The organism is Candidatus Methylomirabilota bacterium (genome assembly GCA_035315345.1).
Taxonomy (GTDB): Bacteria; Methylomirabilota; Methylomirabilia; order Rokubacteriales; family CSP1-6; genus CAMLFJ01.
This window is the reverse complement of the sequence record DATFYA010000134.1, coordinates 1-21,298: the sequence shown is the minus strand read 5'-3', so window position 1 is coordinate 21,298 and position 21,298 is coordinate 1. Positions and strand designations below refer to the sequence as shown.

Here is a 21,298-nt window from a genome sequence, read left to right as displayed (position 1 = left end):
CGCCCTCCTCTCACGCCTCGCCCAGATAGGCGCGGCGCACTTCCGGATTGTCGGCCAGCTCGCGGGCCGGGCCCTCGAGGGGCAGGCGGCCGGTCTCGAGCACGTAGCCGCGCTCCGCGATGGACAGGGCCATGGCCGCGTTCTGCTCGACCAGCAGGATGGTGACACCCTGGCGGTTGATGGTCTGCACCGTATCGAAGATCTGCTCGACCAGCACCGGCGCGAGCCCCATGGAGGGCTCGTCCAGCAGCAGCAGCCGGGGCCGGGCCATCAGGGCCCGGCCGATGGCGAGCATCTGCTGCTCGCCGCCCGAGAGCGTTCCCGCGACCTGGGTGCGCCGCTCCTTGAGGCGCGGGAAGGTGGTGAAGACGTGCTCCATGTCCGAGGCGATCTGCGGATCGCCGCGCGTATAGGCGCCCATCTCGAGGTTTTCCACCACGGTCAGACGGTTGAAGATGCGCCGCCCCTCCGGCACGTGGGTGATGCCCTTGAGGACCACGTCGTGGGGCGGGATGCCGACCAGGGAGGCACCCTCGAACCGCACGTCGCCGTGGCGAGGGGACAGCAGGCCCGACACGGTGCGGAGGGTGGTGGTCTTGCCCGCGCCGTTGTTGCCGAGCAGCGTGACGATCTCGCCTTGGGCGACCCGGAACGAGATGCCCTTGAGCGCATGGATCTCGCCGTAGTAGACGTGCAGGTCCGTGATCTCAAGCATGCGGGTCGCCGGTGAGGCCCGCCCCCGGCGTCCACCGTTGCCGGCCGAGGTAGGCTTCGATCACGCGGGGGTTGCGCTGGACGTCGGCGGGTCGGCCCTCCGCGATCTTCTCGCCGTAGTCGAGCACGGTGACGCGATCCGAGACCTCCATGACCACCCGCATGTTGTGCTCGATCAGCAGCAGGGTCAGCTTGCGGTCCTCCACCAGGCGGCGGAGGAGGGCCATCAGGCTGCGCGCCTCGCCCTGGGTCATGCCCGCGGTGGGCTCGTCCAGCAGGAGGAGCGAGGGAGTGGATCCGAGCGCGCGGGCCAGCTCGAGGCGCCGCTGCTCGCCGTAGGGCAGGTTCCGAGCGACCTCGTTGGCCTTGTCCCGCAGGGAGACCACCGAGAGCAGCTCGGCGCCCTGCTCCCACTGCCGACGCTCGTGCTCGCGCCAGCGCGGGTTGCGGGTGATCACGTCCCAGAAGGTGAGCGGCACCCGGCTGTGCATGCCGATCATCACGTTCTCGATGGCGGTCATGCGCGGGAAGAGGCGGATGTTCTGGAAGGTGCGGCAGATGCCGAGCGCGGTGATCTGGTCCGGCCGCCGTCCCAGTACCGGGACGTCGCGGAAGGTGACCACGCCTTCCTCCGGGATGTAGATGCCGGTGAAGACATTGAAGAAGGTGGTCTTGCCCGCGCCGTTCGGGCCGATGATCGACGCGATGTGGCCTTCCTCGATGGTGAAATCGACCCCGTTGAGCGCGGTCAGCCCGCCGAAGCGCTTGCTGACGCCGCGGGCCTCCAGCAGCGCCATCAGGAACCCTCTCCGAGCTCCCGGCGCCGGCGCTTCGCAGGCAGGATGCCCTGCGGCCGGAAGATCATCATGAGGACCAGGATCAGGCCGAAGACCATCCGCTCGTACTTGGCCGGCTCGAGCTGGGTGGGGAGGTTGGCGAGGCTGTAGCCGAAGATCACGATGCCCGCGTTGCGCAGCTCGTTCAGCCAGAGCGACAACCCCTTGAGGATCTGGAGATTCAGGATCGTCACCACCGCGGCCCCCAGGATGGCCCCGGGGATCGAGCCCATCCCGCCCAGGATGATCATGGCGAGCACGCCGATGGACTCCATGAACGTGAAGGATTCGGGATTGATGAAGATCTGCTTGGCCGAGAACAGCACCCCGACCGTGCCTGCGAACGAGGCGCCACACGCGAAGGCCAACAGCTTCATGCGCACCAGCGGGATGCCCATGGCCTGGGCCGCAGTCTGGTCCTCGCGGATCGCCTCCCAGGCCCGCCCGATGTGCGAGTCCTCCAGGCGCCGGTTCGCGAGCACGGTGGCCCCGACGATCAGGAGCACGATCGCGTAGAGGTAGAGTGGGTAAACGACGTTCGGATTGGAATCGAGGCCGAGCCACTGCAGCACCGGAGCGAAGAAGATGGGAGGTCGATTGATCGGCGTGATCCCCTTGGGCCCGTTCGTGATGTTGATCGGCTTGTCCAGGTTGTTGGCCAGGACCCGGATCACCTCGCCGAAGCCGAGAGTGACCAGGGCCAGGTAGTCGCCGTGGAGCCTCAGCACCGGCAGGCCCAGCAGGATCCCGGCGACCGCGGCCACCGCCACCCCCACGAAGAGGAAGACGAAGAACCACCACGGCCCCAGAGGGAAGTGCGAGCCGCCGAAGATCAGGTTGGCCTGCGGGGAGCCGAAGATCGCCCACGAGTAGGCGCCCACCGCGAAGAAGGCCACGTAGCCCAGATCGAGGAGTCCGGCCAGGCCCACCACGATGTTCAGCCCCAGGGCGAGGGCCACGAAGATCCCGACCTGGATCGCGATCTCCATGTAGTACGCGTTGATCGTGCCGAGGTACGGCATGAGCACGCCGAGGGTGATGGCGGTGAGCGCCGCCTTGACCAGACCCGGGATCCGGGCGAAGTAGAGCAGCAGGATCGAGCCCTGGAACAGCATGAAGATGACGATCGATCGCGGGCTCCAGGTCACGCCCCACGTCGTCACGATCAGGGCGACGACGACGAGCGCGGTCGCGAGAGCGGGGCGCTCCAGGCATCGCGTGATCATCGCTGGGCTAGGCCCGCTCGCGCACGATCTCGCCGAGGAGGCCCTTGGGGCGGAAGATCAGGATGAGGATGAGGATCGAGAACGCGAAGATGTCCTTGTACTCGGCGCCGAAGGCGCCGCCGGTCAGCAGCGACAGGTAGGAGGCGGCGAAGGCTTCCAGCAGCCCGAGCACGAGTCCGCCAAGCATCGCGCCCGGGATGTTGCCGATGCCGCCGAGCACCGCCGCGGTGAAGGCCTTCAGGCCGGGGATGAAGCCGGTGTAGGGATTGATCAGGCTGTACTGCACGCCGAACAGGACCCCGGCGCCCCCGCCCATCGCCCCGCCGATCAGGAAGGTGAGCGAGATCATCCGGTTCACGTTGATGCCCATCAGCGACGCGGCGCCCTGGTCCTCGGCGACCGCCCGCATCGCCTTGCCGACCTTGGTCCGGTTCACGAGCGAGTGCAGCCCCCACAGCATCAGCAGGGCCGCCACGATGACCACGAGAGACTTGACGGAGATGTCGATGGTCTCGGTGAGCTCGAAGCGATGGTTCAGCACGTCCATGGTCGGGTAGACGAGGTTGAACGAGTTGCGCCAGAGCGACTCGAAGAGCCGGATCGCGTCCTGCAGGAAGAAGGAGACGCCGATGGCGGAGATCAGCGGGATCAGGCGCGGGGCGTGGCGCAGCGGCCGGTAGGCCGTCCGCTCGATGACCACCGCCGCCACGCCGCTCACCGCCATGCCCGCAACCAGCACCAGGAGCAGGACGAGCGCCCACGGCAGGACGTCGAGCCAGCCCGCCGACTTGAAGGAGAGCAGGATCTCGACGCCGACGAAGGCCCCGATGATGAAGATCTCGGAGTGGGCGAAGTTGATGAACTCGAGCACGCCGTAGACCATCGTGTAGCCGAGGGCGATCAGGGCGTACATGAAGCCGAGGATGATGCCGTCCAGCAGGACCTGCGGGAAGATGCCGATCAGGATGTCGAAGTCCATCGGCAGTCAGCGGGCGGGTAGAGAGCAGCGGGAGAGGCGCCCGCTGCCGGGCACCTCTCCCGCGGATGACCCCCTGGCGGCTACTTGACCGCCGGCGGCGCGATCGTGAGCTGCTTGACGATCTTGTTGTCGCCCCACTTCTCGGGATTGTCGCTGGCGACCGTCAGCACGAAGTACTGCGCCTTCAGCCGATCGCCCCGGCTGTCGAAGGCGATGTCGCCGGTGATCCCGGAGAGCTTGACCTTGCGGATCGCGGTGGAGACCCCCTCGCGGCTCATCTTGCCGCCCTTGGCCACGTCCTCCAGGGCCTTGATGGCGATGGTGGTGGCGTCGTAGGACTCGGCCGCGTAGGGCTCGGGGTTCTTCCCGAACTTCTTCTTGTATTCATCCACGAACGCCTTCGCCTTGGGCAGCGCGGACGCCGGGCCCGCCGCCGAGGTGTAGTTCATCCCCACCACCGCCTTGCCCGCGATCTTGGTGAGGTCGGAGGAGTCCATCCCGTCGGGGCCCATGAACTTCGACTTGATGCCCTTCTCGCGCGCCTGCTTGAAGAACGGCGCCCCCTGGTCGTAGATGCCACCGAAGTAGATGAGATCGGGGTTCTTGGCCTTGATCGGGGTCAGCAGCGGGTCGAAGTTCGACTTCTCCTCGGTGCCCTCGAAGCCCACCACCTTGACGCCCTTCTTCTCGGAGTCGGCCTTGAAGAACTCGGCGATGCTCTGACCGTACTGCGTCTTGTCGTGCACGATGTAGACGCTCTTGACCTTCAGCGTGCCGTGCGCGAATTCGGCGCCCACCACGCCCTGCACGTCGTCACGCCCGCACACCCGGTTCACGTTCGGATAGTTGCGATCCGTGACGACCGGGTTGGTGTTGGCCGGAGAGATCATGGCCAGGGTGACTTCCTTGTAGACCTCCGACGACGGGATCGCCACACCCGAGTTCAGATGGCCGATCACCACCATGATGTCCTTGTCGGCGATGATGTTCTTGGCGTTCGCCACCCCGACGTCGGGCTTGGCCTGGTCGTCGAATGGCACGAAGTCGACCTTGTAGCCCATCTTCTCGAGGTTGCCCTTCATCTTCTCGACGGCCAGCTGGGTCCCGAGCTTGATGCCTTCCCCGAGCACGGCCTGACCGCCCGACAGCGGACTCTGGGTGGCGATCTTGATCGTGCCCTTGGACTGAGCATCGGCGACGGAGGTCAACGGGACCACCAGCGCCAACGCGGCGATGATGGCGGTGACCAGGCGAAGTCGTGCGGTTCTCATCGGCTCCTCCTCCTTAACCGAAGCGGACGGGTGGGGTGTCAAGCGCGGCCATTATAGCGGGTTTTGCTTGGGCGTCAACGTTCGGAGAGGCGATCGGCTGCGTCGGGATGCAGCCGGCGCAGCGTCGCCGCCTCGTTCCGAGCCAGGTCCGGGCGGCCGCTCTGCTCGTAGGCCTTCACGAGCCAGAATCGGGGAGCCGGCGCGTCCGGGGCCAGCGCGACTGCACGCCGCAGCGGATACACGGCCCGATTGCCCTTGCCCTGCCGGATCAGGGATTCTCCCAGGAATTCGAGATCGCTCCGGCTGTCCCCGAGCAGTCGGATCGCCTTCGCGAAGTCCGGATCGGGCCCGGGCTCGTCGAGACCGCCCGGGACTTCTCGAGAGGGCCGGGCGCCGAGTCGCTGCGACTGAAGGAGCAGAGGCACCGCGTCTGCGGGGCGATCCTGCACGAGGTAGAGCAGGGCCAACCTCGCCGGCCCTTGGGCCTCTCCGGGCTCCAGCCGCATGTAGGTCTTCAGGCTGGCCTCGGCTTCAGCATACTGCCCGCGCGCGAGCATCAGCGTTCCGAGGGTGTAGTGCGGGAAGGGCAGCCTCGGGTGCAGCGCGATGGCGCGGCGCAGGTACGCCTCCGACTCATTCAGACGGGACTGCGCGCCATCCGGGGCGTACAGCAGCGCCTCGCCCAGCCCGCCGTGGCAAGTTGCGCACGCCGGCTGTCGGTCCACCGCCCACCGCCAGAGCGTCTCTGAGTCCCGCCAGATCCCGGTCTGTCCCCAGGCGCTGAAGGCCAGTGCGGCCACCACGAGGACGAGCCCGGATATCGTGCTCATCACTACCCAGCCGCTCACGAGGCCCTGCCGCCGCAGGCGCGCGACCCACGGGACCGCATAGCCCGCGATCAGCGCGAAGCCGAGGCCCGCCAGGTAGCTGTAGCGATCGGCCGCGAGCTGGCTCCCCGAATGGGCGACCCCGCTGACGGGTGCCACCACCACTGCCGAGTTGATCCAGGCCGCCAGTCCGCCCGGGAAGCGGCGCCTCAGGGACACGAGGATGCCGGTGATGGCCGTCAGACCGATGAGAGGAGCCAGGAAACGCCATTGCAGCAGGCGGGCCTGTGCCGGCACCTCGTACAGCGGGGAGAGTCCGATCGGCCAGGCGAGGCTCGAGGGGTAGAACCAGAAGCTGTATCCGGCGAACGCCAGGCGCGCGTCGAGCCCGTACGCCGAGAGGCCGCTCCACGTGGCTCCTCGGGTCCGTGCGTAGAGCACGATCACCGCGCCGATCACCGCGATCACCACGTACGCGGCCTTCTCGCCGAGCGCGCGCCGCCACCGCCCGCTCCAGCGCGCGAGCGGGTAGATGTCGAGGATCAGGAGCGTCGCGGGCAGGGTGATGGCGATGCCCTTGGCGAGGAGCGCGGTGGCGAAGGAGGCGAGCGAGACAATGCCCGACCAACGCCAGCGGAGAGCGGTGCCGCACTCGGTCGCGCGCAGGTAGGCGAGCACCGCGGCGAGGTAGAGCGCGCTCGAGACGAGAGTTCCGCGCTCGGCGACCCAAGCGACCGATTCCACGCGCTGGGGATGAACGGCGAAGACGAGCGCGGCCACGGCGGCTCCTGCGCGGACGCTCCAGAGCTCTCCCACGCCGCCGCCCGGAGCGCCGCGTTCGGAGCGGGCCAGCACCGTCTCGAGCAGGCGACAGGCGACCAGGTAGAACAGCACCGCGTTGGTCGAGTGCAGGAGCAGCGCCAGCAGGTGATACCCCCAGGGATTCATCCCGCCGAGAACGTAGTTGAGGCCCAGGGTGAGCCACGCCAAGGGCATGTAGTGGCCGGCCAGCGTGGTGGTAAACATCCACCGGAGCTGAGCCGGACCGAGGCCGCGGTAGTCGGGATTCCTGGTGAAGAGAGTGCCGTCGTCCCAGTTGAGGAACTGTCCCCGCAGTCCCGGCCAGAATGTCACGGCCGTCGTCACGACGATCAAGACGACTAGAGCGAGACCGAGGAGGCGCCCGCTCTTCATCGTGACGTCGGCGTCCCCACGCCGTCGTCGCTCACCGCGTGGGCCTCCGCCGCGAACGCGTCGGCCTCGACGCTCCGGCCCAGGCCTCACGGTGAAGTCGGGCGGCGATTCTCGCGGTCGACGAGGCGTGCGCGCTCGTTGACCAGCACGGCGGCCTCGGAGTGCCGTCCGGCGCGCTCGAGCTGGCTGGCCTGCTCGTGCAACACGTCTTCGACCCGGCCGCGCAAGGCAGGTGAGTCGGCGGCCAGGTCGAGGGCGGCCCGAAAGAGGGGCACGGCTTCGACCGGCTTGTTCTGGGCCAGACGCAACAGCCCGAGCCGCCACGGACCGGCGGGATCCCCCGGAGCGCGCTGGATGTAAGCGCGCAAGGGCACGTCCGCTTCGTCATACCGCTGCTGGGCGGCGAGGGCCGTGCCGAGATTGAAATAGGCCTCCACCAGGTCAGGCCGCAACGCCAAGGCCCGGCGCGCGTGCTCCTCCGCCTCGCGGGCGCGAGACGGCACGGCGTCAGGACTTTTCCGGGCGGCCCCGCTGATGATGGCCTCGCTCAGATGCACCTGGCAAGCCGCACACTCACCATCGACGTCCGTGGCCCATCGCCATAGCGTCTCGGAGTCCTGCCATGTCCTCGCGTAGCCCCAGCACCCGGCCGCGAGGGCCACGACGACGACGATCCCGATACCGCAGCTCAAGCGGACGGTGAGGGCGCTGATCCGGCCGGTGTCCCTGGTCAGCAGGACCCACGCGAGCCCGTACCCGACGAGCAGCGCGAAGCCGAGGTTGGCCAGGTAACTGTAGCGGTCGGCTCCGAGCTGTAAGCCCGAATGAACGACCCCGCTCACTGGCGTGACGACGATCGCCATATGGAGCCACGCCGCGAGCCCGCCCGGGAACCGGTGACGTCCCACGTAGAGGATCGTGATGGTTCCCGCCACGCCGAGTATCGGGAGCAAGAAGCGGAGCGATGAGAGAGTGGCGCTCTCGGGCAGCTCGTAGAGTGGCGAGAGCCCGGACGGCAGGACGAACGTGGCCGGATAGAGCCAGAGGCTCTTCCCCGCAAAGAGGATCCTCGTTTCGAGATCGCGCGAGGCGGCCAGTGTCCACAGCACATCGCGATGACGGACCAGCACCGCAAGTCCGGCCGCGACGAGGGCGACCGCCCCATAGGGGACCTTCTCCCTGAGCCGGTCTCGCCACGCCCGCTCGCGCCGGAGCGGATAAACGTCGAGCACCAGAAGACTCAAAGGCAGGGTCATCGCGATGGGATGTGAGAGCACGGCAGCCACGAAGGCACCGAGGGAGGCTACTCCCGCCCATTTCCAGCGCATGACCGGACCACCCGCGGTCGAGCGAAGGTAGCCGAGCACGGCCAGGAGATAGAAGAAGCCGCTCAGGAGGGTGGACCGACCGGTGACCCAGGCAACGGGCTCAACCCGCTGCGGATGTACCGCGAAGAGCAGCGTGGCCAGTAGCGATCCGGCGACGATCGCCGGAGTCTCGATGCGCGGCGCGTCCGACGCATCCCGTCCGTTGCCCACGGCGGTGAGCAGGCGGACGGCGATCAGGAGGAACAGCGCAGCGTTCACGCCGTGCAAGAGCACATTGATCGCGTGATAGCCCCACGGGTTCATGCCCCCGAGTGCGTAGTTGACGCCGAACGTGAGCCAGGTGAGCGGCATGTAGTGCCCGACGAGGGTGTTCGTGAAGGCCCACCGGACCTGCGACCACCCGAGGCCACGGTAGGCCTCGTTGCGCACCAGGACCACGCCGTCATCCCAGTTCAGGAACTCCGCGGAAAGGGATGGAATGAACGCGCCGATCGCGACGAGCATGACCAGCAGAGGTAGCGTCCATGCGCCGGCCCGGCCGGCTCTCATGGAGCCGGCCGCGGACCCCGCGCGGCATGGAGCCGTTCGAGGAGAGTGCGGGTGGCCGCTTCCGGGTTGCGGTTCGCGCAGATCGCCGAGATGACCGCGACGCCGTCCGCTCCAGCCCGGATCACCTCGGCCGCGTTGTCGGCGGTGATTCCTCCGATCGCGACCAGGGGAACCGGGACCTCGGATCTGACTCGCCGGATCAGATCGGTGCCCACCAGCTGAAAGTCGACCCGGCTGGTGGTCGGGAAGATGCTCCCGACCGCGACGTAGTCGGCACCGGCGGTCACCGCGGCCCCGGCCTGGTCCTCGTCGTGGGTCGACACGCCCAGGACCATACCCGGACGCAACAGGGCGCGGGCCTCCCGTGCGGGCATGTCGTCCTGTCCGACGTGCACCCCGTGGGCGTCGGCGGCCACCGCGATATCGGCCCGGTCGTTCACGATGAAGAGCGCCCCGGCCTCGCGGCATCGCCGGGCGAGCCGCCGGGCCACCGGCAGCATCTCCACGGCGGGCATGGTCTTCTCACGCAGCTGAACCAGCCGCCCGCCCCCGGCCAAGACCAGATCGAGCAGATCGTCCAGGCTCCGGCTCCCGGCCACGGACCGGTCGAGGATCACGTAGAGCGGGGAGGGCAGCCGCACCGCGGCGCCCTATAGATTCTGCTCGAGCCGGGCCAGCGTGGACTCGCCCGCCACGAACGTCGGGTCGGCCAGCAGCTTGAGGTGATAGGGAATCGTGGTCTTCACGCCCTCGATCACGATCTCGGACAGCGCCCGATGCATGCGGGCGATCGCCTCGGACCGGTCGTGCGCGTGCACGATGATCTTGGCGATGAGCGAATCGTAGTGCGGGGGCACCACGTAGCCCGCCATGAGGTGGCTGTCCACGCGAACGCCGGGCCCGCCCGGAGCGAGCCACGCGGAGATCCGGCCCGGGGAGGGCACGAAGTGCTCGGGGTCCTCCGCGTTGATCCGGCATTCGATCGCATGGCCGGCGAAGCGGACCGCGCTCTGCTTGTAGCCGAGCGGTTCTCCGGTGGCGATCCGGATCTGCTCGCGCACGATGTCCAGCCCGGTGACCATCTCGGTGACCGGATGCTCGACCTGGATCCGGGTGTTCATCTCGATGAAGTAGAAGTTGCCCTCGCGGTCCACCAGGAACTCGACGGTGCCCGCCGACACGTAGTTCACCGCGTTGGCCACCGCGAGCGCCGCCTTGTAGAGGCCGGTCCGGGTGTCGGGAGGAAGCGCGGGTGCCGGGGATTCCTCCAGCAGCTTCTGGTGACGTCGTTGCACCGAGCAGTCGCGCTCGCCCAGATGCAGGCGCATGCCGCTCTTGTCTCCCAGCACCTGGACCTCGACGTGACGCGCGTCTTCCACGTACTTCTCGAGGTAGAGGTCGGAGGAGCCGAAGGCCGCGCCCGCCTCCGCCTGGCAGGTCGCGTAGGCGCGGGCCAGATCCTCACGCTCGCGCACGATGCGCATGCCGCGGCCGCCGCCGCCCGCGGCTGCCTTGACCATCACCGGGTAGCCGATGGAATCGGCGAGGCCCTGTGCCTCGTCCACGCCGGCGACCGGACCCTCGCTCCCCGGTACCACCGGCGCGCCCGCGTGCTTGGCCATCTCGCGCGCCTGGGCCTTGTCACCCATGAGCCGGATCGCCTCCGGGGCCGGTCCGATGAAGGTGATGCCGCAGGCGCGGCAGATCTCGGCAAACGCGGCGTTCTCGGAGAGCAGACCGTAGCCCGGATGGATCGCTTCGCTGTCGGTGATGGCGGCGGCCGAGATGATGCTGGGAATGTTGAGGTAACTGCCGCGCGCCTCGGGAGGACCGATGCAGACCGACTCGTCGGCGAGGCGCACCGGAAGCGAGTCGGCATCCGCGGTGGAGTGGGCGATCACGGTGCGGATTCCCATCTCCCGACACGTCCGGATCACCCGGAGCGCGATCTCGCCCCGATTGGCAATGAGGATCTTGTGGAACATCAGCCGAGGATCAGCGGAGCGGCTCCATCAGGAACAGCGGCTGCCCGAACTCGACGGGCTGGCCGTTCTCGGCCACGACCTTGACGATGCGACCGCCGACCTTGGCCTCGATCTCGTTCATCAGCTTCATGGCTTCGACGATGCAGAGGACCTGGCCTTCCTTGACCACGTCGCCCTCCACGACGAAGGGCGGCGCGTCGGGCTTGGGCGCGCGATAGAAGGTGCCCACCATCGGCGCTTCCACCGGCACGAGATGGGCGGTGGACTCCGCCAGATCCGGCGCGGCTGACTGCTGCACCGCGACCATCCCCGCCTCGCGGTCGGCGCGGGGAGCGAGCGCGGCCGGCGCGTGCTCGCGCACGATCCGGATCCGGATGCCCGCGGCCTCGACCTCGAGCTCGGCCAGGTTGTGGCGCACCGCCAGCTCGACCACCTGCTCGACGGTAAAGCGCGCCGGCGCGCCGCTGCCGCCGGACGAACGGGCCGGCCGCCGCGCGGCCACGCTAACCCGCCGCCGCCACGCGGCCGAGATACTCGCCGCTGCGGGTGTCGACCTTCACCACGTCCCCCGGGTTCAGGAACAGGGGCACCTGCACGACCGCTCCCGTCTCGAGGGTGGCCGGCTTGGAGCCGCCGGAGGCGGTATCCCCACGGATGCCCGGATCGGTCTTGGTGATCTGCAGCTCGATGAAATTGGGCAGCTCCACCGTGACCGGGCTGTCGTTGATGAAGAGGATCTCCACTTCGATGTTCTCCTTGAGGAAGTCGCGCGCGTCCCCGACCTCCTCGGCCGAGAGGGAGATCTGATCGTACGTGTCGAGATCCATGAAGTGGTAGCGATCGTCCCGGTAGAGGTACTGCATCCGCTTCTCGTCGAAGTCGACGAGCTCGACCTTCTCGCCGGCGCGGAACGTGTTGTCGATGACCCGCCCGAGCTTCATGTGCTTGAGCTTGGTCCGCACGAACGCGCCGCCCTTGCCGGGCTTGACGTGCTGGAAATCGACGATGCTGTACGGCTCACCGTCGAGCTGGATCTTCAGGCCCTTCTTGAACTCCGCCGTGGACACCTGCATCGGATCATGACCCTTTCCGTCGTTGAGTCTTGAGTCGGAGCGCCTCCTCGAGTCCCTCGCGGGCTCGAGCGTGACCTAGGTCGCGGGCGAGCAGGCGCAGGAAGATCTGCGCCGCCTCGTCGATCAGCCCCTGCTCGAGACAGAGCGTGCCGAAGCTCAGAGTGGCGAACGTATCGTCGGCCAGTAATTGCTTGAGCGCCGAGCCTTCGGGCACCGCGCCGCCGGCACCCAGGACGTCGAGCATCGCGCGCGACTCGCGATCACCCGGGTCGAGTCGCACTGCCTGCTCGAGATGACGAACCGCGTCGCCGAGTGCCCCCGCGCGCCGATACAGATCGCCGGCCAGGCGATGCGCCTGCGCCTCGTGCGGCCGCGCTTCGAGGATGGCCCGGACCTCGCCGAGGGCTCCATCGGCATCGCCTTCGTCGAGGAGCGCCTTGGCCAGGATGAGCCGGGCGGTCACGTAGTGAGGGAAGCGCTCCAGCCCCTCCCGACATAGACGGATCGCATCACCGGTGCGGCCGGTCTTGCGATAGGCATCCGCCAGGGGGGCAAAGGCCAGCGACGTCGAGTCCTTGGCCAGCCGTTCCTCGTAGCGGCGAATCGCGCTGAGGGTTGCTGGATCATCGGGCGTGAGGGTCCCGCCGACCGGAGAGACCGGGTTAGTCATCCGTCACTTGTTATACGCGGCAGCGACCGTTAAGTCAATCATTCCAGGAGTCTGCGTCTCGCTGGGCCGGCTCGCGGCGAGTCTCTGCGGTCAGCGCGATTCGGCCGTTCGGGCGCCCTACCGGAGGTCCGCGAGCACTTCGAGGACGGCGGCGCGTGGCACGTCGGGAACGATCCGGAACGAGCCGATCTCCGGGGCGAAGACGAAGGAGACCTGACCGTCCCGGCTCTTCTTGTCTCGCGTGAGCGCCTCCATCACGGTGCTGGGCTCCACCTCGTGACCTCTGACCGGGAGGCCGACCGCGCTGAGCAGCTGGAGCTGGCGCTCGGCCGTCTGGGCGGTCGCGATCCCGAGCCGCTCGGCGAGCCGCGATTCGGCGGCGATCCCGAGCGAGACCGCTTCCCCGTGGGCCCAGCGACGGAAGCCGGTCGCGGCCTCGAGCGCGTGACCGATGGTGTGGCCGTAGTTGAGGACCCAGCGCAGCTCCGCCTCGCGCTCGTCACGCTCCACGACCTGGGCCTTGAGGCGGCACGATCCGGCCACCACGCGCTCCAGGGTGGCCAGGTCGCGCGCGAGGAGGGATGGGATGTCGGCCTCGAGATCACGGAAATACCCCGCGTCGAGCACGATGCCGTGCTTGATCACCTCAGCCAGTCCCGATCGGAACTCACGATCGGGCAGCGTGGTGAGCGTGACCGGGTCCACCACCACGATGCGCGGCTGATGAAACGCGCCGATCAGATTCTTGCCGCGTGGATGGTCGATCGCGGTCTTCCCTCCGATGGACGCGTCCACCTGGGCCAGGAGCGTGGTCGGCACCTGGACGAAATTCATCCCCCGCATGTAGGTGGCGGCCACGAAGCCGGCGAGATCGCCGACCGCGCCGCCGCCGAGCGCCACCACCGTCGAGGTGCGGTCACAGCCGGCATCCAGCAGACGGTCCCAGAGGTCACTGGCGATCTCGATCCGCTTGGCGTCCTCCCCGTCGGGGACCGATACCGGCACGGTCTCGAAGCCGGCATCACGCAGGCCCTGGATGACCGGCTTGCCGTGCAGGGCGGTGATGGCGGCGTCGCTGATCAAGACGACCTTGCGGCCGACCTTTCGCCGGGCCAGCTCGGTGCCTACGCTCGCGAGCGCGCCGGCGCCGACCAGGATAGGGTACGAGCGTGCACCGAGGTTGACCGGGATCTCGATCATCGATGGGCCTCTGGGGCCCAAGACTACCAGCCTTTGAGGTACTCCAGGTACGACTGATGGTTGCGACGGATCTCGTCGACGCTGTCACCGCCGAACTTCTCGAGGAAGGCGTCCACGAGCACGATGGCCATCATCGCTTCCCCGACCACGCCCGCGGCGGGTACCGCACAGACGTCGCTGCGCTCGACCACCGCTTCCACCGCTTCCCGGGTGTCGAGATCGACGGACCGGAGCGGCTTCCGGAGGGTCGAGATCGGCTTCATGGCGGCGCGGACCACCACCGGCTGGCCGTTGGTGACGCCGCCTTCGAGCCCGCCCGCGCTGTTGGAGCCACGATGGAACCCGGCTTCCTTGTCGAACAGGATCTCGTCGTGGACCTGCGATCCCGGGCGGCGCGCGGCCTCGAAGCCCAGCCCGACCTCGGCACCCTTGATCGCATGGATCGAGCAGAATGCGCGCGCGAGAAGCCCGTCGAGCTTCCGGTCCCACTGCACGTAGGATCCGAGGCCGACCGGGCAGCCGAGCGCGACCACCTCGAAGACTCCTCCCAGCGTGTCGCCGGCGGACTTGGCGCGATCGATGGCCTCGATCATCGCCGTCTCGGCATCGGGATCCGCACAGCGGACCTCGCTCGCCTCGGAGCGGCGGGTCACCTCGTGCCACGGGACCTCGAGCGGTCCGATCCGGACGCCCCCGATCTCGGTCACGTGGCTCAGGATCGTGATGCCGAACTCACCCAGCAGACGTTTGGCCACGCCGGCCACCGCCACCCGGGCGGTCGTCTCCCGGGCGCTCGAGCGCTCCAGGACGTTGCGGATGTCGTGGTGACCGTACTTCATGGCCCCGGCGAGATCCGCGTGGCCAGGCCTGGGCCGGCTGACGATCTTCGGGGCTGCGCCGGCGGGAGGACTGCCCACCGACATGGTGTCCTGCCAGTTCTCCCAATCGCGATTGCGAACCGTCAGGGTGATGGGGCTACCGAGGGTGAATCCCCACCGGACGCCAGCTGAGATGTGGGCCTGGTCCTGCTCGATCTTCATCCGGCCGCCTCGCCCGTAGCCGCGCTGACGACGGGCGAGGTCGGCGTTGATATCTGACTCGGCGAGGGCGAGCCCCGCCGGAACCCCATCGATGACGGCGGTCAGCGCCTCACCATGGGACTCACCGGCGGTGAGGAAGCGGAACCGCCCGGACACCTACCTTGCGGCCTGCGCGCCGTCCGTGCGGAGGATGGAGGGCGTCAGGAAGACCACGAGCTCGCGACCGGTCTCGAAATCCTCGCGCTGCTTGAAGAGCCAGCCGAGGATCGGCACGTCGCCCATGACGGGCACCTTGCGGACGGTCTTCTGCTGGACGTTCTGGGTGACGCCGCCGATCACGAGGCGCGAGCCTTCCCGGACGAGGACCTGGGTCTCGGCCTTGCGACGGTTGATGATCGGCACGCTCACGCCCGGGGCCGGGCTGATGACGTCGCCGCGCGAGTTGTTCTCCACGATCACGCTCAACTTTACCTTCCGGATTTCCTTGCCGTCAACACTCTCCCGGATGACGGTCGGAGTCACCTCGAGCCGCAGCACCGCCTCCTTGAACTGCACCTGAGTACCGGCGGAGCTGACCGTCGCATACGGGATTTCCTCACCGAGGGTGAAGGCCGCCTTGTTGTTCTCGACCGTCACGATCTCGGGGTGGGCGAGGGTGCGCGTCTTGCCCAGCTGCGCCAGGGCCTGCAGCGCCAGGTTGACGTTGAAGTTGGTGCCGACGATGCCGAAGGCGATGCCTCCAGCCGGCGTGTTGGTCGAGGCGTTCGGCAGCAGGGAGAACGGCAGGTTCACGAGATTGCCGCCGGTGGACAGACCCGTCCCCAACGGAGAGATCGGGAGAAGGTTCGCAAGGGACAGGTTCGGGTTCACCGGCGTGACGGAGCTCGGCGCGGTGCCGGTCCGGCCAATGTCGGTCGCCTGGAAACCCTGGCCGATGAGTGTCGTATTGCGGGTATTGCCAGCCGCAGCGCCGCCCCACTGGACGCCGATGGCCTCCAGGGACGTGCGGTCGAGAATCTCCATGCGCGCTTCAATCTTGACCTGCGGCAGGGGCACATCCAGCTGCTCACGGATGAGCTTCTTGATCCGCTCGAGGTCGGCCTCGTAGTGACGGATGAAGATGCTGTTCGTCGCCTTGTTGGCGCGTACCGTGATGCCCTTGGCCAGCACGTCCTGGCTCACCGACTGCACGACTGGCGCCACCGGCGGCGGGAACGGCGAGTTTATCTGGGGCAGCCGTCCGAGCTCGGGATTCAGCGGTGCGCCGCTGCCCGACGGGACGACGGTCGGGTTCTGAGGGACACCCTGTACCAGCGGCTGGGTCGGCAGGACCACGCCCTCCGGGGGAATGCCAAGGATGCCCTGGAGCGTCCGCGCCACGTCCTCGGGATCCGCGTAGGAGAGCCGGATCACCTCTTCGCGGAGGGGACCGCGCGCCTGCGCTTCGGCGGCAGCCGCGTCCGCCGCCAGCTTCTTGCTCGCGAGCTCCGTCTCCTTCAGCTGCGCCTCGGCCAGCTTCGTGCGCGTCTCGATTTCCGCGTTCCGCTTGGCCGCTTCGACGCGGGCCTGAGCTTCCTTCTCCTTCGTCAGCTGATCCAGCGAAACGATGCGGATGACGCCATCGCGCTCGACCTTGGCGAGGCCGCGGACTTCCAGGATGGTGTCGAGCGCCTGTTCCCAGGTCACGTTCTTGAGCGAGATCGAGACGCGTCCCTTGACGTCGTCACCCGCTACGATGTTCCGGCCGCTTTCCGCAGCCAGGATCCGCAGCAGATTGACCACGTCGGCGTCCTTGAAGTCCATGGAGATCAACTTCTCGCCGGTTGCGGGGGCCGAAGCGGGTGGCGGCGGAGGGGTCGGAGTCGCCGCCTGCGCCACCATCTGCCGGACCGGGGCGGGAGGCTGCAACGTGACCGCGGGCGCCGGGTTGGTGGTCGGCGTGGCCGCCGCGATGCCCGGAGCCGGGGCCGTCGGCTCCTTGCTAGCGGCCGCCGCGACCGGCATCGGCTTTTCGGTCGGAGTCGTAGCCGCGACGACGACCGGATTCACCGCGGGCTTGGGACCCTCGGTGGCCACATCGACACTGGCGGGGACGATGACCGGCTTGTCGAGCGGCTTTGCCTCGACGCCCTTCGCCATCGCAGCCGGCCTGACCGCCGACTTCGGCGCATCCGTTACCCCGGTCGACACCTTCGCGCTACCGGGCTTGCTGACGGCCTCCGGCTTGGCCTCGGAGGAGCGGGCGTTCGAGCTTTCGACCGCGACCACGAGCCCATCCGGCGTCTCGTCGATGCGGTATCCGACATCGGCCTTGGTCATCTCGACCACGATCCGGGCGATGCCCTTCCGCCACTGGCTGCCCCGGACTTCCTTCACGGGCTCCACGCCAGACGTCCAGCGAACCTTTGGGGAGCCGTAGACGGCGCCCGTCAGATCGATCACGAGGCGGGTAGGCGAATCGATGAGCTTGGCTTCATACTGGGCCGGTCCGGTGGTCTTCACGGTGACGGCGGCCCCGTCGAACGCCCGCTCGATGCTGACGTCCTTGAGCTGAACCTCAGTCGTCTGGGACGAACCGACCCCGGCGACCGCCAGCGAGACCGCTATCGCAAGCCCTGCAATCCGCGCGCTTCTCATCAGATCGGTTCCCCCCTTCATGGCCTTACTGTTGCTCCGGTAGGCGTAGCGTCAGGCTGGTGGCCCCCTGAGAGCCTCGAGCCCTGACCGCGAACGTGACGGAGTTTGGCGTGAGGCCGGTGACGCGGCCGTCTCCAAGTGCGTCTCCCGGCTTGAGGATGTATCCGATGCCGTCGGGGCCTTCCACCAGGGCCATCAGACCCCCGCGTCCGCCGACCACACCGGTGAGCTTGACCGCGGTGACCGAGAGGGCCGCGTTGTCCTTGCCGAGGAAGATAGGCGTGAACGGATCGCGACGCCCCTTGGGCTCGTACGCGATCGCGGGGAGCGCCGCCTTGCCCGCATCCGGCTCCTTCGGTCGCGCGACCGGGGTCATCGGCGGAGCGGGAGTCACCGCCGCGGGCGGGGGAGTCGGCGGGGCGCCGCCTCCGCAACCGGCCAGGGTGGCCGTCACCAGCCCGACCGTGAGCAGCAGGTGCGGGGCCGCGGTTCGAGACTTCATCGAGTCGCTCCCGCGGGCCGGCCCGGGGCTCCGGGCTGAGCCTTGGGCGGCGGAGCGCCTTCCGGCCGGAAGATGTACGTCATCAGCGTCACCTCGGCGCGGATCGTGCCCGTCGGCCGGTCGATCCCCAGCAGACGCCAGTCGGCGAGGTTCACGATCCGGGGCATCTTCCCCATCCGGGCCAGGAAGTTCCCGAACTGGTGGTACGACCCCTCGGCATTCACGGTGATCGGGACGTCGAAGAAGATCTCCTTCTCCTCGGGCGCCCGCGGAGTGAACACCGCCATCGACAGGCCGGACTGAAACGCCAGATCCGAGATCTGCCGGTACAGCGCGGGCATCTCCTTCTCGGTCGGCAGCCGTTCCGACGCCGCCTCGAGACGCTTGCGGAGAGCCTCCGCCTGCGCCTTGAACCCCCGCACACTGGCCTCGAGAGCCTGGGCCTGCATCAGCTCGGCACGGACCTGCTCGCTCTGGGCACGCAGGGCGTCGCGCTCGGTCTGCTTGGGGGACAGCAGGAGGAAGTAGCCGAGCGCCGCCACGATGACGCAGGCGAACACGCCCAGCACGACTTTCTGGTTCCGCGGGGCGTTGGTGATCGGATCGAGAAGCGCCATGGCTAGATCTCGAACCGGCACGACACCTCGAAGGTGATCGTGCGAGGCGATTTACTCAGGTCCTGCTTGGCATCGAGCAGATCGACGTCCTTGAACCGGCCCGACGCCTTGAGATTGGCCATGAAGTCGGACAGCGCGACCGAGGAATACGTGCTGCCTGCGATGCGGAGGCTCGGACCCCGCTCCTCGAGCCGGGTCAGCCACAGGTCAGGAGGCAGCGTGTCGGCCATCGTGTCCAGCAGGTAGACCGGCCGCGCCTGGTTCCGGGCGACGGTCTCGATCGCGTTCAGCCGGCGCTCCAGCTCGTCCCGCTCGCGGCGGTAGCGCTGGCCGGCTGCGATGATCGGCTTCAGCCGCTCGAGCTCGCGCCGGTTGTTCTCGATCTCGGCGGTGAGGCGACGACTCTCCAGCGACATCGTGAGCCACCAGCCGCCGATGATCAGCACCACCGCGGCCAGGATCCCACCGAACAGCAGACCGAGATTGAGCTCGGGGCCGTCAGCCGCCGCCGCTCGACGGGGTCGCTTGGTGGTCGGGGGAGCGAGGTTGACCTTTATCATGCGGGCTTGTCTCCCGGCCGACGGAGCGCGAGCCCGACCGCCACCGCCAACACGGGGCCGATCTGCTCGGGATCGTCGTCGGCGAACTGCGCCACGTCGTGCTCGATGCCCTGGAAGGGGCGAGCCAGCTCTACGGGTACACCCCAGGAGGATCCGAGGAAGTCGTCGAGGCCGGTCAGCTTCGAGCAGCCGCCCGAAAGGACGATCTTCCCGATCCGTTCGGATTCCGCGGTGGAGGCGAAGTAGTCGAAGGTCCGCTGCACCTCGAGCGACAGCTCGCGCGATACGGCTTCCAGGGCGGGGACGAGATCGTCCCAGTTCACCCCGACCTCGCGCCCCTGCTTGGCCGCCTCGGCCACTTCGGTCGAGACGTTGAGGCGCTGGGCGATGGCGTCGGTGTAGTTGTTGCCTCCGAAGGGCACGTCGCGCGCGAAGATGCACGCGCCGCCGTGGATCACGTTCGTCTTCATGACGCTGGCCCCGATGTCGATCAACGCGACCGCGTCGGTGGCCTCGCCCGGGCTGCTCAGCTCGAACTGGTTCTGGACCGCGAAGGCGTCCAGATCGACCACCACCGCGTCCATGCCGGCCGCTTCGACCGCCGCCACGTACTCCAACACCTTGACCTTCTTGGTGGCGACGAGCACGACCGACATCGCGTTGGCGGACTGGCTGACCACCTGGTAGTCGAGGAATACGTCGTCGATCGCGAAGGGGATGTGGTGCTCCGCCTCGAGCTGGATCGCGTCCCCCAGCTCCTTCGGAGTGACCTTGGGAAGCGGCACGCGCTTGACGATCGCCTCGCGCCCGGAGACGGAGATGACCGCGCTGGTGCCGCTGATTCCCGCCTTCTCGACGCATTCCTTGATCGCGTCGGTCACCACCTGAGGCTCACGGATCGTTCCTTCCGCGATGACGTCGCGCGGAAGGGGAACGGTCGCGTACGTCTTCAGAGCCAGACCGCCCTTGCTCTGAGCGAGCTCGACGACCTTGATGGCACTCGTTCCAATGTCGAGCCCGAACGTCGTGGGCTTCCTACCGAGTCCAAACAGCGTCATATGTGGCTCCCGGCCTTCTCCTGACTCTGATTCGCTTCCTAACGGGCAGCGAGATCAGCTGTCAGCCCGGTGCGTTGTGGAAGGAAACTGTCTATCGTGGTGACAGTTTATAACGACGCTCCATTTAAACTGTCAACACTTCTTGCGCCAGTTGTAGGAGTCCACGTGATTCCGATTCCGATCCTGGCGATCTGGGAGTGATTCCGAGCATCCGATATCGAGCGTGGCACCGAAGCGGCTCTAGCTGGCGGCTTCCCGGTAGGTTCCCGGCTTCACCAGCCAGCGCTGGGGTAGCTTGCCACCGCCCGTCTGCCCTGCCTCGCAGCGTCCAATCAGCGCGGCCCCGCTCACCGGTCTGGCATCGACCAGGCTGGGAGTGGTACTACGAACGTGTCCGGCCATCGCGGCCCCGGTCAGACGGGCGCCGCCGGTTTGGCTGAATCGATCCGCCGCATAGACCAATCCCTCGACGGCTGCCGATCCCGAGATGGAGACGCTGCCGTTCGCGACGATCCAGCCCCGAAAGACCCCGCCGGGTCCGCTGCCCGCGCCGTCGCCGATGCTGACCGTCGCCAGCTCGGTCACCGGGGTATCGGCGGTGATCGGGCGGCCGCCGACCGTGTCCACGAAGACCAGTCCATCGGGCAGCGGCCGTGTCGTGTCGAACGTGGCCGAGCCCCGGAAGTAGGTGCCGCGAGCGCGGGCGACGGCCTTCAACGCGTTCAGCTCCGCCGGGGTGAATGAGCGCTGGTCGAACAGGTCCGGGCTCTGGTGTTCTGCGAAGTCGACCGAAGGCTCGTTCGGGGTGGCCACCGCTCCGGCACTACCCCGTACCTGACTGCCGGGCTCCAATGTCGTCGAGCCCGTGGACCAGGTGCCGGCTACCGGCTCGCAGCTTCCATACCCGGCCGCATCCACCGACACACCGCTCCCGAGGACGAGGTCGCCTCGCACCGTGAGACCGGCGGGGGGGTCCGGGAATCGCAAGCGGATGACCGTCGCGCTGATCTCCTGTCGCGCTCGGCCCAGCGG

The 21,298-nt window shown here is 68.0% G+C and carries 20 protein-coding genes; all 20 read right to left on the bottom strand.

What is annotated here, in order from left to right; translation table 11 throughout:
• Positions 1–10 precede the first annotated feature (10 nt).
• Positions 11–715 (bottom strand): ABC transporter ATP-binding protein, encoded by a 705-nt coding sequence (locus tag VKN16_18245; GenBank protein HME96152.1) that lies wholly within the window; start codon positions 713–715, stop codon positions 11–13.
• Entirely contained in the window at positions 708–1,511 is an 804-nt protein-coding gene (locus VKN16_18240; protein ID HME96151.1) for an ABC transporter ATP-binding protein, read from the bottom strand. The genes VKN16_18245 and VKN16_18240 overlap by 8 nt, the downstream gene beginning before the upstream one ends.
• Positions 1,511–2,776, bottom strand: a complete 1,266-nt coding sequence (locus VKN16_18235) for a branched-chain amino acid ABC transporter permease (protein HME96150.1) — start codon at positions 2,774–2,776, stop codon at positions 1,511–1,513. The genes VKN16_18240 and VKN16_18235 overlap by 1 nt, the downstream gene beginning before the upstream one ends.
• A 7-nt stretch (positions 2,777–2,783) precedes the next feature.
• On the bottom strand, positions 2,784–3,755 hold the full coding sequence (locus VKN16_18230) for a branched-chain amino acid ABC transporter permease (protein HME96149.1): 972 nt from the start codon (positions 3,753–3,755) through the stop codon (positions 2,784–2,786).
• An 80-nt stretch (positions 3,756–3,835) separates the two neighbouring features.
• Positions 3,836–5,026, bottom strand: a complete 1,191-nt coding sequence (locus VKN16_18225) for a branched-chain amino acid ABC transporter substrate-binding protein (GenBank protein HME96148.1) — start codon at positions 5,024–5,026, stop codon at positions 3,836–3,838.
• 74 nt (positions 5,027–5,100) lie between these two features.
• Positions 5,101–6,987 (bottom strand): tetratricopeptide repeat protein, encoded by a 1,887-nt coding sequence (locus VKN16_18220; GenBank protein HME96147.1) that lies wholly within the window; start codon positions 6,985–6,987, stop codon positions 5,101–5,103.
• 146 nt (positions 6,988–7,133) lie between these two features.
• Entirely contained in the window at positions 7,134–8,726 is a 1,593-nt protein-coding gene (locus VKN16_18215) for a tetratricopeptide repeat protein (GenBank protein HME96146.1), read from the bottom strand.
• Between the two features lie 194 nt (positions 8,727–8,920).
• A complete protein-coding gene (gene thiE / locus VKN16_18210) occupies positions 8,921–9,565 on the bottom strand; it encodes a thiamine phosphate synthase (GenBank protein HME96145.1) in 645 nt (214 codons plus the stop codon).
• 9 nt (positions 9,566–9,574) lie between these two features.
• Complete coding sequence (gene accC, locus VKN16_18205; protein ID HME96144.1) at positions 9,575–10,909, bottom strand: acetyl-CoA carboxylase biotin carboxylase subunit; 1,335 nt, start codon at positions 10,907–10,909, stop codon at positions 9,575–9,577.
• A 10-nt stretch (positions 10,910–10,919) separates the two neighbouring features.
• Positions 10,920–11,411, bottom strand: coding sequence for an acetyl-CoA carboxylase biotin carboxyl carrier protein (gene accB / locus VKN16_18200; GenBank protein HME96143.1), 492 nt, complete (start codon positions 11,409–11,411; stop codon positions 10,920–10,922).
• Between the two features lies 1 nt (position 11,412).
• Positions 11,413–11,982, bottom strand: coding sequence for an elongation factor P (gene efp / locus VKN16_18195; GenBank protein ID HME96142.1), 570 nt, complete (start codon positions 11,980–11,982; stop codon positions 11,413–11,415).
• 4 nt (positions 11,983–11,986) lie between these two features.
• Positions 11,987–12,652: a tetratricopeptide repeat protein gene (locus VKN16_18190; GenBank protein ID HME96141.1), complete on the bottom strand. Its 666-nt coding sequence runs from the start codon at positions 12,650–12,652 to the stop codon at positions 11,987–11,989.
• Positions 12,653–12,769: 117 nt separating this feature from the next.
• Positions 12,770–13,852, bottom strand: coding sequence for a 3-dehydroquinate synthase (gene aroB, locus VKN16_18185; GenBank protein HME96140.1), 1,083 nt, complete (start codon positions 13,850–13,852; stop codon positions 12,770–12,772).
• 23 nt (positions 13,853–13,875) lie between these two features.
• On the bottom strand, positions 13,876–15,048 hold the full coding sequence (gene aroC, locus VKN16_18180; protein ID HME96139.1) for a chorismate synthase: 1,173 nt from the start codon (positions 15,046–15,048) through the stop codon (positions 13,876–13,878).
• On the bottom strand, positions 15,049–17,550 hold the full coding sequence (locus tag VKN16_18175) for a secretin N-terminal domain-containing protein (protein HME96138.1): 2,502 nt from the start codon (positions 17,548–17,550) through the stop codon (positions 15,049–15,051). It lies immediately after the preceding gene.
• 4 nt (positions 17,551–17,554) lie between these two features.
• The gene (locus tag VKN16_18170) at positions 17,555–18,031 is read right to left on the bottom strand and encodes a hypothetical protein (protein HME96137.1); all 477 of its coding nucleotides are present in this window, start codon (positions 18,029–18,031) and stop codon (positions 17,555–17,557) included.
• Complete coding sequence (gene pilO / locus VKN16_18165) at positions 18,028–18,648, bottom strand: type 4a pilus biogenesis protein PilO (protein ID HME96136.1); 621 nt, start codon at positions 18,646–18,648, stop codon at positions 18,028–18,030. Before pilO ends, VKN16_18170 begins: the two co-directional genes overlap by 4 nt.
• A 2-nt stretch (positions 18,649–18,650) precedes the next feature.
• Entirely contained in the window at positions 18,651–19,208 is a 558-nt protein-coding gene (locus tag VKN16_18160) for a PilN domain-containing protein (GenBank protein HME96135.1), read from the bottom strand.
• A complete protein-coding gene (gene pilM / locus VKN16_18155) occupies positions 19,205–20,266 on the bottom strand; it encodes a type IV pilus assembly protein PilM (protein ID HME96134.1) in 1,062 nt (353 codons plus the stop codon). Before pilM ends, VKN16_18160 begins: the two co-directional genes overlap by 4 nt.
• Positions 20,267–20,506: 240 nt before the next feature.
• A partial coding sequence (locus tag VKN16_18150) for a hypothetical protein (protein ID HME96133.1) occupies positions 20,507–21,298 on the bottom strand: 792 nt, incomplete at its 5' end.